Origin of the sequence: Nocardia sp. FBN12 (assembly GCF_050320175.1) — a bacterium.
GTDB lineage: Bacteria > Actinomycetota > Actinomycetes > Mycobacteriales > Mycobacteriaceae > Nocardia.
This window is the reverse complement of sequence record NZ_CP190048.1, coordinates 7,292,492-7,307,900: the sequence shown is the minus strand read 5'-3', so window position 1 is coordinate 7,307,900 and position 15,409 is coordinate 7,292,492. Positions and strand designations below refer to the sequence as shown.

Annotated in this window: 13 protein-coding genes; 2 read left to right on the top strand and 11 right to left on the bottom strand. The window is 67.9% G+C overall.

Annotated features, from left to right (window positions below; all coding sequences use genetic code 11):
* Positions 1-5: 5 nt before the first annotated feature.
* The 11 genes from ACQHI0_RS34235 to argS all read right to left on the bottom strand — a co-directional run bounded on the left by ACQHI0_RS34235 (position 6) and on the right by argS (position 13,617).
* A complete protein-coding gene (locus ACQHI0_RS34235) occupies positions 6-1,136 on the bottom strand; it encodes an MraY family glycosyltransferase (RefSeq protein ID WP_410873453.1) in 1,131 nt (376 codons plus the stop codon).
* 13 nt (positions 1,137-1,149) lie between these two features.
* Complete coding sequence (locus ACQHI0_RS34230; protein WP_379220583.1) at positions 1,150-1,815, bottom strand: L-threonylcarbamoyladenylate synthase; 666 nt, start codon at positions 1,813-1,815, stop codon at positions 1,150-1,152.
* Positions 1,816-2,098: 283 nt separating this feature from the next.
* Positions 2,099-2,980 (bottom strand): peptide chain release factor N(5)-glutamine methyltransferase, encoded by an 882-nt coding sequence (gene prmC / locus ACQHI0_RS34225; RefSeq protein ID WP_427905807.1) that lies wholly within the window; start codon positions 2,978-2,980, stop codon positions 2,099-2,101.
* 4 nt (positions 2,981-2,984) lie between these two features.
* A complete protein-coding gene (gene prfA, locus ACQHI0_RS34220; RefSeq protein WP_427905806.1) occupies positions 2,985-4,064 on the bottom strand; it encodes a peptide chain release factor 1 in 1,080 nt (359 codons plus the stop codon).
* Between the two features lie 215 nt (positions 4,065-4,279).
* Positions 4,280-4,516, bottom strand: coding sequence for a 50S ribosomal protein L31 (gene rpmE / locus ACQHI0_RS34215; RefSeq protein ID WP_067447685.1), 237 nt, complete (start codon positions 4,514-4,516; stop codon positions 4,280-4,282).
* A gap of 220 nt (positions 4,517-4,736) precedes the next feature.
* Entirely contained in the window at positions 4,737-6,851 is a 2,115-nt protein-coding gene (gene rho / locus ACQHI0_RS34210; RefSeq protein WP_427905805.1) for a transcription termination factor Rho, read from the bottom strand.
* 268 nt (positions 6,852-7,119) lie between these two features.
* Positions 7,120-8,046, bottom strand: a complete 927-nt coding sequence (gene thrB / locus ACQHI0_RS34205; RefSeq protein WP_427905804.1) for a homoserine kinase — start codon at positions 8,044-8,046, stop codon at positions 7,120-7,122.
* Positions 8,047-8,071: 25 nt separating this feature from the next.
* Complete coding sequence (gene thrC / locus ACQHI0_RS34200) at positions 8,072-9,163, bottom strand: threonine synthase (protein WP_427905803.1); 1,092 nt, start codon at positions 9,161-9,163, stop codon at positions 8,072-8,074.
* Complete coding sequence (locus ACQHI0_RS34195; protein WP_427905802.1) at positions 9,160-10,500, bottom strand: homoserine dehydrogenase; 1,341 nt, start codon at positions 10,498-10,500, stop codon at positions 9,160-9,162. Before ACQHI0_RS34195 ends, thrC begins: the two co-directional genes overlap by 4 nt.
* Positions 10,497-11,921 (bottom strand): diaminopimelate decarboxylase, encoded by a 1,425-nt coding sequence (lysA, locus tag ACQHI0_RS34190; protein ID WP_427905801.1) that lies wholly within the window; start codon positions 11,919-11,921, stop codon positions 10,497-10,499. Before lysA ends, ACQHI0_RS34195 begins: the two co-directional genes overlap by 4 nt.
* Before the next feature lie 34 nt (positions 11,922-11,955).
* Positions 11,956-13,617 (bottom strand): arginine--tRNA ligase, encoded by a 1,662-nt coding sequence (argS, locus tag ACQHI0_RS34185; protein WP_427905800.1) that lies wholly within the window; start codon positions 13,615-13,617, stop codon positions 11,956-11,958.
* A gap of 89 nt (positions 13,618-13,706) precedes the next feature.
* On the opposite strand from argS, the gene ACQHI0_RS34180 reads away from it, so the two are divergent.
* Both ACQHI0_RS34180 and ACQHI0_RS34175 read left to right on the top strand, forming a co-directional pair.
* A complete protein-coding gene (locus ACQHI0_RS34180; protein ID WP_427905799.1) occupies positions 13,707-14,594 on the top strand; it encodes a DUF3105 domain-containing protein in 888 nt (295 codons plus the stop codon).
* Positions 14,594-15,304 (top strand): DUF305 domain-containing protein, encoded by a 711-nt coding sequence (locus tag ACQHI0_RS34175; protein WP_427905798.1) that lies wholly within the window; start codon positions 14,594-14,596, stop codon positions 15,302-15,304. The genes ACQHI0_RS34180 and ACQHI0_RS34175 overlap by 1 nt, the downstream gene beginning before the upstream one ends.
* The last annotated feature ends 105 nt before the right edge of the window (positions 15,305-15,409 follow it).

The window sequence follows — 15,409 nt, the reverse complement described above, 5'->3', positions numbered from 1 at the left end:
CGAACTCAGTGCTGCGTCGACTCCGACCTGCGCACCGACGGGATCGCGGTCACTACCAGCGCGAACACCAATCCGCCTGCCACCAGCAGAACAACAAGGCGTCTATCCATCAGCGAAGTTCCCACCGCGCCGAAGGCGAGTACGCCGACCCACAAATAGATCAACAGGACCACGCGCCGGTGCGAATGCCCGATCTGGAGCAATCGGTGGTGCAGATGCATTTTGTCCGGTGTGGAGAAACTCACGCCCGCGCGCACCCGGCGCACGATCGCGAGCAACAGATCGAGCACCGGAATGAACATCACCGCGCCGACCAGCAACAGCGGCGAGAGCAAACCGACAATGTCGCGCGGGCCGTAACCCTGCAGCGGAATTCGGCCGGAGGCGCCGGTGGATACCGCGGCCAAGATCAAACCGATCATCATCGAGCCGGTGTCGCCCATAAATATTCTGGCCGGGGAGAAATTATGCGGCAGAAATCCGAGGCAGGCGCCCGCCAGCGCGGCGGCCAGCAACGCGGGCGGATAGGTATCGACCGAACCGCCCTGGTCATAGAGCAAACCGATGGAGAACACGAAAACAGCGGTCGCGCAGATCAAACCGAGACCGGCGGCCAGACCGTCCAAACCGTCGACGAAGTTCATCGCATTCACGAGGGTGACGGTGATACCGACGGTGACCAGGCCGCCCTGTAGGGCATCGAGTACGACGGTGGTGTCGTTGAACGGGTTGTAGATCACATACCAGCTCAGGCCCATCACGGCCATGACACCGGCCGCGGTGATCTGGCCGACGAATTTGGTGAGGGCGTCCAAGCCCCACCGGTCGTCGACGATGCCGACCAGCACGATGATCGTCGCGGCGACCAGCACCGCCGGAATATCCGGGGCGTAGTCGAAACCTCTTCGCAGCGCGGGCAATTGGTGCGCGAACAACACCGCGGCGACGACGCCGACATACATGCCGACACCACCCATTCGCGGCACCGGCTTCACGTGCACATCACGCTCACGTGGCACCGCCACCGCGCCGAACGCGATGGCGAGCACCCGCACACCACCGGTGGCCAGGAAGGTCACCGTGGCGGAGACGAGCAGCACGAGCAGTAGCTCGCGCAGGGGAACGACTGAGCTCATCAGCGGCGTGCGATCACCGCTGCGCGGAGCTGATCAGGGCTTCCGGCACCATCCCGAGCACCTCCGCGATATCGGCCACCGACACAGCACCCTCCCGCAACACCCGCGGCTGATCCGCGGTGAGATCGACGATCGTCGAAGCCACGGCGTGCTCGGCCGGACCGCCGTCGAGATACACACTCGCCAGCGACCCCAGCTGCTCACGCGCCTGCTCGGCGGTGGTCGCGGGCGGCTGCCCTGACACATTGGCGCTCGACACCGCCAGCGGGCCGACTTCACGCAACAATTCCAGCGCTACCGGATGCAGCGGCATCCGCAGCATCACCGTGCCACGGGTATCACCGAGATCCCACGCGAGCGAAGGCGCCGCCTGCACGACAAGACTCAGCGCGCCGGGCCAGAACGCGCGAATCAGCTCCCGCGCCTGCGGCCGCACCGAGAAGACCAGCCCGTCGATGGTGTGCCACGAACCGACGAGGACCGGCACCGGCATATCGCGTCCACGGCGCTTGGCGGCCAGCAGATCGCTCACCGCGGCGGAATCGAACGCGTCGGCGGCGAGGCCGTACAGCGTGTCCGTCGGCATGACGACCAGTCGACCGGACTTCAAAGCGCTGGTAGCCGCCGTGATCCCCGCGGCACGCGAGTCGCTCTCGGCACAGTCATAGACGGTACTCACAGCGTCTCCGCCTCTCCGCGAAAAGTTTCCGGTCGTTGGTGCGCGCAAGAGTCTAACTCCCAGCATGAGGGCGGAGTGTCGGGGGACTTTTGGGACTACGCGCGCCTGGCGGTGCTCAGAGTGTGCTGATAGACCGCACGCGGCCCAGGTATGGGTATCTACCTGCAATATGTTGGTTGACCAGAGTTTGCCGGGGTGTGGAGGTCGCGACGATGCAGGCTTGGCCGCGAGGTTGGTGAGCGTTGTGTCAGTCCACTCGCCCCACCGTCGGATTCGGTCGCGGTCAGGGATTGCCGGAGCGGCGGGCGACGACGAACCGGGGCTTGTCGGCGAGGTCGGTGTGTTCGGCCACGTCGACGAACTCGGCTGCCGTGAGCAAGGCCGCTACTCCCCCGCCGTTGGTGTCGTCGTGTTCGATGGCGGTCGCGCCTGCGGGGCGGAGCAGGCGGGCGATAGTGGGGACCATCGCTCGAATGACATCGAGGCCGTCGGGGCCGCCGAAGAGGGCGCGGTGAGGGTCGTGGTCGGCTACCTCGGGGTCGAGGATCGCGGCGTCGGGGATGTAGGGCGGGTTGGCGATGACCAGGTCGACGCGGCCGGTCAGCGGGGTGAGCACGGTCTGGTCGGTGACGTCGTCGGCGTGCAGGGTGATCGGGGTATCGCCCTCGGCGATGCGGGTGCCGGCGTTGCGGCGGGCCCAGGTGAGCGCATCCGCATCGAGTTCGACGGCGTGGACCTCGGCGTCGGGGCGGGCGTGCGCGATGGCCAGCGCCAGTGCGCCTGAGCCTGTGCACAGGTCGACGACGATCGGCGGGTGGTCGTGCGGGAGGGTCTCGAGGTAGGCCAGCGCCCACGCGAACAGCAGTTCGGTCTCCGGGCGCGGAACGAACACACCGGGGCCGACAGCGAGGTCGATCTCGCCCATCGCGGCCGTTCCGGTCAAGTGCTGCAAGGGAATTCGCGCGGCTCGCTGTTCGATCAGCGCGCGGTACCGGTCGGCGATCCCGGGCTCGATCATCGGGATCAACGCCAGCCGCATGCGCTCGGTGCCGAGCACATGGGCGGCCAGACTCTCCGCGTCGGGCATCGGCGAACCGACACCCGCCTCGGCCAGCCGCGCGGCGGCTTCGACGATCAGCGGTCGTAACCGCAGCCGCTCGGTCACGGAATTACTCGGCAGCCATTCGCGCCTCGCGGTCGGCCTTGCCGAGCGCGTCGAGCAGCGGGTCGAGGTCACCGTCGAGGACAGCGTCGAGGTTGTGTGATTTGAACCCGATGCGATGGTCGGCGATCCGGTTCTCGGGGAAGTTGTAGGTGCGGATCCGTTCGGAGCGGTCGACCGTGCGGATCTGGCTGGCGCGACCGGCGGCGGCTTCCTGATCGGCCTGTTCCTCGGCGAGTGCCTGCAGCCGGGCGGCGAGCACCTGCATGGCACGCGCCTTGTTCTGCAGCTGGGAGCGTTCGTTCTGGCAGGTCACCACGATGCCAGAGGGCAGGTGGGTGATGCGGACCGCGGAGTCGGTGGTGTTGACACCCTGGCCGCCCTTGCCGGAGGACCGGTAGACGTCGATGCGCAGTTCGGTCTCGTCGATCTGCACCTGCTCGACCTCGTCGGGCTCGGGGTAGATCAGCACGCCCGCGGCGGAGGTGTGAATACGGCCCTGCGATTCGGTCACCGGCACGCGCTGCACCCGGTGTACCCCGCCCTCGAACTTGAATCGCGACCACACCCCGTCGCGCGCGGCGTCCTTGCTCTTGATCGACAGCGTCGCGTCCTTGTACCCGCCCAGGTCGGAATAGGTGACATCGAGCGTCTCCACCTTCCACCCGTGCCGCTCGGCGTAGCGGATGTACATGCGCGCCAGATCCGCGGCGAACAGCGCGGATTCCTCGCCGCCTTCGCCGGACTTCACCTCGAGGACCACGTCGTCGCCGTCGTGCGGGTCGCGCGGGGCGAGCAGGTCGGCGAGCGCCTGCTCGAGCTCGACCAGCTGCGTCTCCAGCCCGGGCACCTCGGCAGCGAACGACGCGTCGTCGGAGGCCAGCTCACGGGCGGCCTCGAGATCGTCGCGCACGGCCTCGAGCTTGCGATAGGTGCTCATCACCGGCGCCAGCTCGGCGAACCGCTTGCCCACCCGTCGCGCCGCACCCGCGTCGTTGTGCAACGACGGATCGGCGAGCTGCATCTCCAAGCCCGCGTACTCGGCCAAGATGTCGTCGATAGCGGACGGGGCCGTCTGATCGGCCATGCGTTGAGCTCCTATGGGAATGGTCCCGGCTGGGATGTCTTCAGGCCGAAGGCCGTTTCTCGGCCGCCTCGATCTGGACTGAGCGGAGGGTGCGACGAAGGAGTGCCCGGAGGGAGGGAAGATCGAGGCCCACAGGGCCGAGAACCCGCGGCGCCCGCGCCGCCAACCAACAACGCCCGGCCTGCTAGCGCAGTACCGGGCGTCGGATGAGGTAACTAGGAGGCGTCTTCGGCCTTCTTGGCACCTGCGCGCTTGCCGTAGCGAGCCTCGAAGCGAGCCACGCGGCCGCCGGTGTCGAGGATCTTCTGCTTGCCCGTGTAGAACGGGTGGCACTGCGAGCAGACCTCGACCGAGATCTGGCCGGACTCCTTGGTGGAGCGAGTCTGGAAGGTGTTGCCGCAACCACACACAACGGTGGTCTCGACATACGTGGGGTGGATTCCTGCCTTCATGGGCGTCCTCTCGATAATGGTCGCCGGGTCGTAGCTCCATGGAGTGGAGTACGTGAACCGGAACCGACTAGGCGGGATGTCTGCGAACTCGCAAGACACACAGTTGTCCAGTATGCCAGAGCAGACCGCACCCCTACTGAACACCCCCCACCACGCGTTTGTTCCTCCGAAAAACAACAAGGGCCCCGCGGAAGCGAGGCCCTTGCCGGTTTCTAGACGATCACTCGTCGAGAGCGCTCGGTGCGGTCTTGGAGACCGTCATCAAGAACTCGAGGTTGTTCTTCGACTTGCGCAGCCGATCCATCAGCAGATCGATCGCCTGGTGCGAGTCCAGACCCGACAGCACGCGCCGCAGCTTGTGCACCACAGCCATCTCGTCGGGCGAGAGCAGCAGCTCGTCGTGGCGGGTGCTCGACGGGTTGATGTCCACCGCGGGGAACACGCGCCGCTCGGCGATCTTGCGGTCGAGCTTGAGCTCGGCGTTGCCGGTGCCCTTGAACTCTTCGAAGATCACTGTGTCGCCGGTGGAACCGGTCTCCACCATCGCCGTGGCGATGATGGTGAGCGAGCCACCGTTCTCGATGTTGCGGGCCGCGCCGAGGAAACGCTTCGGCGGGTACAGCGCGGTCGAGTCGACACCACCGGAGAGGATACGACCGGAGGCAGGCGAGGAGTTGTTGTACGCACGACCCAATCGGGTGATCGAATCGAGCAGCACCACAACGTCTTTGCCCATTTCCACCAGACGCTTGGCACGCTCGATGGCGAGCTCGGCGACGGAGGTGTGGTCACCCGGCGGGCGGTCGAAGGTGGAGGCGATGACCTCACCCTTCACCGAACGCTGCATATCGGTGACCTCTTCGGGACGTTCGTCGACCAGGACAACCATGAGGTAGCACTCGGGGTTGTTGATCGCGATCGCGTTGGCGATGTCCTGCATGATCGTGGTCTTACCCGCCTTGGGCGGGGACACGATCAGCGCACGCTGACCCTTACCGATCGGCATGATCAGGTCGATCACGCGCGTGGTGAGCTTGTTCTGCGTGGTTTCCAGGCGCAGCCGCTCGTTCGGGTACAGCGGCGTGAGCTTCTGGAAGTCCGGACGACGACGCGCCGCTTCCAGCTCGCCACCGTTGACGGTGTCAAGGCGAACCAGCGGGTCGAACTTCTGACGCTGGTTGTTCTGCTCGCCGTCGCGCGGGGCGCGCACCGCACCGGTGATCGCGTCACCACGACGCAGGCCGTTCTTGCGCACCAGGTTCATCGACACGTACACGTCGTTGGGGCCGGCGAGGTAGCCGGAGGTCCGCACGAACGCGTAGTTGTCGAGGACATCGAGGATGCCCGCGACCGGCTGGAGGACGTCGTCTTCGCGAATGTCGTAATCGCGAGCCTCGGACTGGCCACCGCCGGCGGGACCACCATCGCGGTCACGACCACGACGACGCTCGCGGAATCGACGACCCCGGCGACCGCGGCCGCCTTCCTCGTCGTCACCACCGCGGTCGTCGCGGGGACCGCGATTGCCGCCGCTGTTGCCGTTCTGGCTCTGATTCTGGTTGCGCTCGTTCTGATTACGGTCGCCACCGGTGCGCTCGCCACGGTCGTTGCCGTTGCGGTCGTTGCGCTCGGAACCGTTGCGATCGTTGCGATCGCGTCGGCGATCGCCGGAGTCGCCGCCCTCGGCCTTGTCGGCCTGCTTGGTCTCCTCGGCGGGCGCGCGGTTCTCGGCGGGGGCGTTGTCGCCGCCACCGGAACGGGCCTGGTCACGACCACGACGCTGCCTGCCACGACCGCGCTGACCGCCGTCGCGACCGGCATCCTCGCCTGCGTCGGCGGGGGCATCGGTCTTGACCTGCTCGGTCGCGGCCGGTGCGGCCGGTGCCTCGACGGTCTTGGCCTCGGGGGCCTTGACCTCGGCGGGCGCCTGCTTCTCGGCGGGCGCGGCCTGCTTCTCGGCCTTGGCGGACTTGTCCACCTTCGCGGGCGCGTCGTTCTTGACGGGCGCCTCGTTCTTCGCGGGCGCCTCGTTCGCGACAGGCGCGGCGGCGGGCTTGTCGCCCTTGGCGGGCGCGTCGTTCTTGGCGGGCGCCCCGGATTGATTTTCCTTGATAGCGGCGATGAGATCGCCCTTACGCATTCCGGAGGTACCTCGGATACCGAGCTCCCCCGCCAGTGCGCGCAACTGCGGCAACAGCATTCCAGTCAGCCCCGATCGTGCGACGTCGGTTTGTTCGCTCATTTTCGAAATCTGTCCGGATTCACTTTCGCGGCTGCCCGAGTTCGTAGGGTTGGAATCCACCCCGGGTGTCGCGAGCAGGTCCGTTTCTGTCACGGAAGTCCTTTCCTTCCCTCGAATGCCGTGTGCTGATTCGAGGGTTCCGTTCCGTAGACCCGGCAACATATGCCGAGCTCGGATTATGCGTCCATGTTCGACGCCTGTGCCGTACTACCCGCCGCGGGAGGACCGGAGGCCTTCGCCACCAGAAGACAGTGGTGAGGGGAGCGATTGCCCTGATGATGCACCGGCGTCTGATGCGCACGATGTACGGACTTGCCCAGAATAGCTGCCTATTGCGAACAACGGCAAGGCAGGCACGCCGTCAGTCGACCGATACCCCGCCGGCAATGCCCGGCTCGACCACGCGCAGACCGTCCGATTCAGCCTGTTTGCGCAGGTCATCGGGGAATTCTTCGGTGGTCATGGCGAGAATTGTCGGGCCTGCGCCCGAGACCGTCGCCGCGATACCCGCCGCACGCAGCCGGGCGATCCACTGGGTTGTCAGCGGTAGCGCGGGGGCACGCTGGGTCTGGTGCAACCGGTCTTCGGTGGCCGACATCAGCAGATCGGGACGTTCGGTCAGCGCGACGACGGCCAGCGCCGCCCGGCTCACGTTGAACGCCGCGTCACCGTGGGGCACCTGCTCGGGCAGCAACCCGCGGGTGTGCGCCGTGGAGGAACGTTCCTGCGGGATCAGCACCACCGGGCGCAGCGCGGGTGCCGGGGTGAGCCGCACGGCCCGGTAGTCGCGCGCCGGCGTGGCATCGGTTTCGGTCCACGACACCACGATTGCGCCGAGCACGCTGGCCGCGGCATTGTCGGGGTGGCCCTCGAATTCCGAGGCGAGCTGCACGAGGCGGTCGTCGTCCATGCGCAGCGCGGGGTCGAACTTCGCGGCCAGCCCGGCACCGGCGGCGAGCCCACCGACCACGGCCGACGCGCTGGAGCCGAGCCCGCGCGAGTGTGGGATCACGTTGCGGCACACCACGTCGAGGCCGTCGGCCCACACACCCAGCGATTCCAGTCCACGCTCGATCGCGCGGACCACCAGATGCGTTGGGCCCCAAGGCACGTCGTCGGCGCCTTCACCCTCGACCCGGATTTCGAGGCCCGATTCGGTAGTGCGCACCACGATTTCGTCGTAGATGCCCAATGCCATTCCCAGACAATCGAATCCGGGGCCGAGGTTCGCCGTGGAGGCGGGAACACGCACGGTCACTTCGAGACCGGCGGGCAGGGTCGCTGTCATCAGCGTGGGCTCGGGTGCGGCCAACTCAGGCCAGCTCGAGTTCACGGGCGATGGCAATCGGGTCCACGGCGATCGGCTTGACCTCCGGCATCCCGGCCAGCGCGTTGTCGGGGTCCTTGAGACCGTTGCCGGTGACGGTGCACACGACGGTCAGGCCCGAATCCAGCCAGCCTTCCTTGCGCGCGGCCAGCAAACCGGCGACGCTCGCGGCCGACGCGGGCTCCACGAAGACGCCCTCCCTCGCGGCGACGAGGCGGTAGGCGGCCAGGATTTCATCGTCGGTGGCCGCGCGGAAGGCGCCACCGGACTGCTCCTTGGCCTCCATCGCACCGTTCCACGACGCGGGGGCGCCGATCCGGATGGCGGTCGCGATGGTCTCCGGGTCCTTCACCGGTGCGCCGTTGACCAGCGGCGCGGCACCGGCGGCCTGCACGCCGAGCATGCGCGGCAGCACCTTGGTGATGCCGTCGGCGTGGTATTCGCGGTATCCGCGCCAGTAGGCGGTGATGTTGCCCGCGTTACCGACCGGCAGCACGTGCACATCGGGTGCCTTGCCGAGGACGTCGCAGATCTCGAACGAGGCGGTCTTCTGGCCTTCGATACGCGCCGGGTTCACCGAGTTCACGAGGCCGACCTGCGGGAACTCCGCGGTCACCTTGCGCGCCAGCTCGAGACAGTCGTCGAAGTTGCCCTCGACCTGGATGATCTTGGCGCCGAGCATCACGGCCTGGGCCAGCTTGCCCATCGCGATCTTGCCCTGCGGGATCAGCACCGCGCATTCCATGCCCGCGCGGGTGGCGTACGCCGCGGCCGAGGCCGAGGTGTTGCCGGTCGACGCGCACAGCACGGCCTGCTGACCGCGGTACTTCGCGTCGGTCATCGCCATGGTCATGCCGCGGTCCTTGAACGAACCCGTCGGGTTGGCACCCTCGACCTTGAGGTACACCTCGCACCCCGTCAGCTCGGACAGGTACGGCGCGGGGACCAGCGGGGTACCGCCCTCGAACAGGGTCACCGGCTCCCAGTCGGCCGCACCGGCCAAGCGGTCGCGGTAGGCAGCGATCAGACCGGGCCAGCGCGAGTGCACGCCCGTCTGGGGGGCGATGCCGTTCGTCATTCTTCGGTGCCTTCCAATCTCAAAACGCTGGTCACAGCTGTTACGGATTCCATCTCAGCCAGTACTGCGACAGTATCTGCCAGCGACGACTCCACCGCATGGTGGGTGACGACCACGAGCCGGGCGCCGTCGCCGTGGCCCTGCTGACGCACGGTGGAGATGCTCACCCCGTGCTGGGCGAAGGTGTCCGCCACCGCGGCGAGGACGCCGGGACGGTCCTCCACCTGCAGGTTCACGTGGTAGCGGGTGGGGGTGTCGCCGATCGGCGCGATCGGCAGCTCAGCATAAACCGATTCGCCGGGGGCACGCCCACCGTAGAACTTGTTGCGGGCGGCCATCACCAGGTCGCCGAGCACGGCCGACGCGGTGGGGGCGCCACCGGCACCCTGCCCGTAGAACATCAGGCGACCGGCGTTGTCGGCTTCGACGACGACGGCGTTGAACGCGCCGTTGACCGAGGCGAGTGGGTGCTTGCGCGGGATGAGCGCCGGGTAGACACGCACCGAGACGCGATCCTTGCCGCCCTGTTCCAGCGTAGGCTCGCCCGGACCGGCCGAGACACGCTCGCAGATGGCGAGCAGCTTCACCGTGCAGCCGACGGCCGACGCGGTCTCCAGGTCTTCGGCGGTGATCTTGGAGATGCCCTCGCGGTAGACATCCGCCGCGGTCACGCGGGTGTGGAACGCCAGCGAGGCCAGGATCGCGGCCTTGGCGGCGGCGTCGTAGCCCTCCACATCGGCGGTGGGGTCGGCTTCGGCGTAGCCGAGCGCGGTGGCTTCGGCGAGCACGTCGTCGTAGGCGGCGCCGGTCTCGTCCATCGCGGAGAGGATGAAGTTGGTGGTGCCGTTGACGATGCCGACGACCTTGTTCACCCGGTCACCCGAGAGCGATTGGATCAGCGGGCGGACCACCGGGATCGCACCGGCGACGGCGGCCTCGAAGTAGAGGTCGGCACGGCTGCCCTCGGCGGCGGCGGCGAGTTCGCCGGTGTAGTCGGCCAGCAGCGCCTTGTTGGCGGTGACCACCGACTTGCCCGCGGCGAGCGCCTCGCCGATCAGCTTGCGGGCCGGGTCGATACCGCCCATGACCTCGACCACCAGGTCGACATCCTCGCGGGCGAGCAGCGCCTCGGCGTCGGTGGTGAGCAGCTCGGCGGGCAGGCCGCGGTCCTTGCTGAGGTCGCGCACCGCGACACCGCGCAGCACGAGCGGCGCGCCGATCCGCGAGCGCAGGTCATCGGCGTGCTCACGCAGCACGCGAACCACCTCGGTACCGACAGTGCCCATCCCGAGTACGGCTACACCCAGCGGGCGCCCCGCGTCTTTGGTGCCGTTCATTCTTCCACCTCCAGGCTGAGCAGGTCCGCCACCGTTTCCCGGCGCAGAATCAGTCGAGACGCACCGTCACGCACCGCGACCACGGCGGGCCGGGTGAGCAGGTTGTAGCGGCTCGACATCGAATAGCAGTACGCACCGGTCGCCGCGACGGCCACCAGGTCACCGGGGGCCGCGTCGGCGGGCATCCAGGTGTCACGAATGACGATATCGCCACTCTCGCAATGCTTTCCGACCACGCGCGCGACGACCGCATGGGCGTCCGACGAGCGCGAGACCAGACGGCAATCGTAGTCGGCCTGGTACAGCGCGGGGCGGATATTGTCGCTCATCCCGCCGTCCACGCTGACGTATCGACGGCGCGCGCCACCGTCGAGTTCGACATCCTTGATGGTGCCGACCTCGTACAGAGTCACGGTGCCGGGGCCCGCGATGGCGCGACCCGGCTCGACCGCGATGGTCGGCTCGGGCAGCCCGGCGCGGGCGGCTTCGGCGGCGACCAGGGCGCGCAGGTTGGCGGCGAACTCACCGAGCGGCGGCGGGTTGTCGGCCGGCAGGTACGAGATACCGAGGCCACCACCGAGATCCAGCGTCGAGATCTGCGCGGTGCGGTCGATCCCGAACTTGTCGATGGCCTCGCGCAGCAGGCCGAGCATGCGGCGCGCGGCGATCTCGAAGCCGTCGAGTTCGAAGATCTGCGAGCCGATGTGGCTGTGCAGGCCGACCAGACGCAGGTTGTCGGCCTCGAAGACGCGCGCCAGGGCTTCCATGGCGTTGCCACCGGCGATCGAGAAGCCGAACTTCTGGTCCTCGTGCGCGGTGGAGATGTACTCGTGAGTGTGCGCCTCGACGCCGACGGTCACGCGGACCAGCACGTCCTGGACCACACCCGCCGCACCGGCGACGGCTTCGAGCCGCTCGATCTCGTAGAGCGAGTCGACCACCACGTGCCCGACACCGGCCGCGACGGCCGCTTCGAGCTCGGCGACGGCTTTGTTGTTGCCGTGCAACGCAATTCGCTCGGCCGGGAATCCCGCGTGCAAAGCGACCGCGAGCTCACCGCCGGAGCACACATCGAGCGAAAGACCCTCGTCACGGATCCAGCGCGCGATCTCGCCACACAGGAACGCCTTGGACGCGTAGTGCACGCGGGCGTTCGGCCCGAACGCGGCGACCATGTCGCGGCAGCGCGAGCGGAAGTCGTCCTCGTCGATCACGAACAGCGGCGTGCCGTACTGCTCGGCGAGCTCGGTGACGGACACGCCCGCCAGCCGGACCACACCGTCGTCACCGCGCGAGGCGTTGCGCGGCCACACGTTGGCGGGGAGGTCGATCATCTCCCTCGGCTCGGTCGGGCGCTCGGCCAGACTCGGGGCGTGCGGGATCTCTGCGTGCCGGGGACCGGCCGGGTGTGCACCACTCATCGTTGTGCGTCCTTCCTGGAAAGTATGTGGGAGCTCACATGCGCTCCGGTGCGCTCACGCCGAGCAGGGCGAGGCCGTTGGCCAGCACCTGGCGGGTCGCCTTGACCAGTTCGAGCCGGGCGGCATTGAGCGGGGTGACAGCGTCGTCGCCCTTGGGGAGCACGCGCATGTCGTCGTCGGACTGGAACGGGTGGTAGACACCGGCCAGTTCTTCGAGGTAGCGGGCGATGCGGTGCGGTTCGCGGGTATCGGCGGCGGTCGCGACGACGCGCGGGAAGTCGCCCAGGGTGCGGATGAGATCACCTTCGCGACCCGAGGTCATCAGCGCGAAATCCGGTTCGACAGAAGCGAATTCGGGGTATTTCGCGGCGTTGCCGATGATGCTGTTGGTCCGCGAGTGCGCGTACTGGACGTAGTAGACCGGGTTCTCGCTGCTCGCCTTGGTCCACAGGTCCAGGTCGATGTCGATGCTCGAGTTCACCGAGGAACGCACCAGTGAGTAGCGCGAGGCGTCGACACCGATCTGCTCGACCAGGTCGTTGAGGGTCACCACGGTGCCCGCGCGCTTGCTCATCTTCACGGCGACGCCGTCGCGCACCAGGTTCACCATCTGCCCGATCAGCACCTCGACGGTGTCGGGGTTGTCACCGAACGCGGCCGCGGCGGCCTTCAACCGGCCGATGTAGCCGTGGTGGTCTGCGCCGAGCATGTAGATGGCCAGGTCGAAGCCGCGGCCACGCTTGTTCTGGAAGTAGGCGATGTCACCGGCGATGTAGGCGGCGTTGCCGTCGCTCTTGAGGACCACGCGGTCCTTGTCGTCGCCGTATTCGGTGCTGGCGATCCACCACGCACCGTCCTTCTCGTACAGGTTGCCGGAGTTCTTCAGCTGCTCGACGGCCCGTTCGACGGCGCCGGAGGCGAACAGTTCGCTCTCGTTGAAGTACACGTCGAAGTCGGTGCCGAACTCGTGCAGATCCGCGCGGATCTGGGCGAACATCTGCTGCACGCCCTCGCTGCGGAACACCTCGTGCCGCTCGTCGGCGGGCAGGGTGAGCACGTCGGGGTGCGCGGCGACGATGCTCGCGCTGATCTCGGCGATGTACTCGCCCGCGTAGCCGTCCTCGGGGGTCGGCTCGCCCAGCGCGGACGCGACCAGCGACTTCGCGAAGCGGTCGATCTGCGCGCCGTGGTCGTTGAAGTAGTACTCGCGGGTCACCTCGGCGCCCTGAGCGGCCAGGATGCGACCGAGCGCGTCACCGACCGCGGCCCAGCGGGTGCCACCGAGGTGCACCGGACCGGTCGGGTTCGCCGAGACGAATTCGAGGTTGATCTTCGTCCCCGCCAGCGCGAAGCCGGTGCCGTAGATCTCCCCCGCGGCCAGGATCTGGCTGACGATCGCGCCCTGCGCCGAGGCGGCGAGACGGATGTTGAGGAAGCCGGGGCCCGCGATCTCGGCCACATCGATTCCCGCGGTGGCCGACAGCGCCTCGGCCAGCCAACCGGCCAGCTCGCGAGGGTTGGTTCCGACCCGCTTGGCCACCTGCATGGCCACATTCGTGGCATAGTCGCCGTGTTCGGGGTTGCGCGGACGCTCCACTGTGACCTGCTCGGGCAGGACCGACGAGTCCAGTCCGCGTTCGACAAGCACCTTCGCCGCGGTGGTACGAAGGAGATCTGCAAGGTCAGCTGGAGTCACGAGTCTCTATCCTATTGGCTGGGCCCCTTGCAACCACGACCGCCCGCCACGAACCCACCGATCCACACGTCGAAAGAGCACAAGCAGCGATGCCGAGTAGGACCAGCGCCACATCAGCCAAGGCCGTGAAGGCCGCGGGGAAGTCGTCTCCGTCCCGCAAAACCGGCAAGGGCAACCTTCCGGGCAAGAAGCGTGACACCCCATGGGCCCTGCTCGGCGCCGGCGTTGCCATCGTCGCGCTGATCGGCCTGCTCGCCTACAGCCTGGTGCCCAAGTACATGGACCAGGCCGCGATCCGCGAGGCCCAGACCGATCTCAAGGAATGGGTGCCCTCCAAGGAGAACCAGGACCCGTCGACGAAGATCGAGGGCGTCGTGAAGGCGGAGTACCCGGCCGGCCTGCACGTGACCCCCGAGCAGCGCGTCGCCTACGACAAGGCACCCGCCTTCGGTGGGCCGCACGACGGCGCGTGGGCGAACTGCACGGGCACCGTGTACGCCAAGCCGATCCGGATGGAGAACGCGGTGCACTCGCTCGAGCACGGCGCGGTGTGGATCGCCTACAACCCGGACAAGGTCGACGCGGCCGGTGTCGAGACGCTGTCGAACTTCGTCAAGGGCCGTCAGTTCTCGCTGATGTCGCCGTACCCGGGTCTCGACTCGGCGATCTCGCTGCAGTCGTGGGGCCACCAGCTCAAGCTGGATTCCGCCGACGACGCGCGGATCAAGCAGTTCATCTCCGCCCTGCGCGAGAACCCCTACGCCTACCCCGAGGTCGGCGCGAGCTGCTCGAACCCGATCTTCGACGCGAACAACCCGCCGCCGTTCGACTCCTCGCCGTACGGTCCGGAAGCGGTGCCGATGGACGGTAAGGGCCTGACCCCGGACGCGACCGAACTCGGCGGCGGTGGCACCGGCTCCGGCATCCCCGGCCTGCCGAACATCCCGGTGCCGGGCGGCCTGCCCTCGGGCCAGTAGTGAGCACGGTCGAACCCGACGAGACCGCGTCCGAGTCGAGCGCGCGGCGCCCGACCGGAGCGGTGCTCGTCCTCGGCGCGATCGGTCTGCTGCTGCTCGGCGCGGTGGCGGGGGTGCTGTTGCGGATGCCGTTGGAGCAGAAGGCCGAGCCCGAACCGAGTGCGGTCGACATCGGTTTCAGCCAGGACATGACGGCCCATCACGCCCAGGCCGTCGACATGGCCGGGGTGGCGCTGATCGCCTCGACCGACAACGATGTGCGCCGCCTCGCCTACGACATCCTGACCACCCAGCAGAACCAGATCGGCCGCATGCAGGCCTGGCTGCAGCTGTGGGGTGAGTCCAACCAGAATGTCGACGGCTACATGGGCTGGATGACCGACGACCACGGCAGCACGGGCCACCACGGCGGTGCCACCGGCGAATCCGCGATGTCGGGGCCGATGCAGTCGATGCCAGGCATGGCGAGCCAGGAGGAAATGACCGCGCTGCGCCAGTCCACCGGCCCCACGTTGGACACGATGTTCCTGCAACTGATGCTGCGCCACCACCAGGGCGGTGTCCCGATGCTCGACTACGCCGCCGAGCACGCCGACACCACCGCGGTCCGCACCCTGGCGGCCACCATGTCCAAAACCCAGGAGAGCGAGTCCCAGCTGATGACCAGCATGCTCGCCACCCGCGGCGCCACCCCCCTCCCACTGAGCTGACCCACGGCCGGACCGGCGCATCCCCCCGGTCCGGCACAGTTTTTGGCACACCGCCCCGCATGCGATACGCTGTCGTCGCCCGATCGCCTCACCGCGACCGGCATC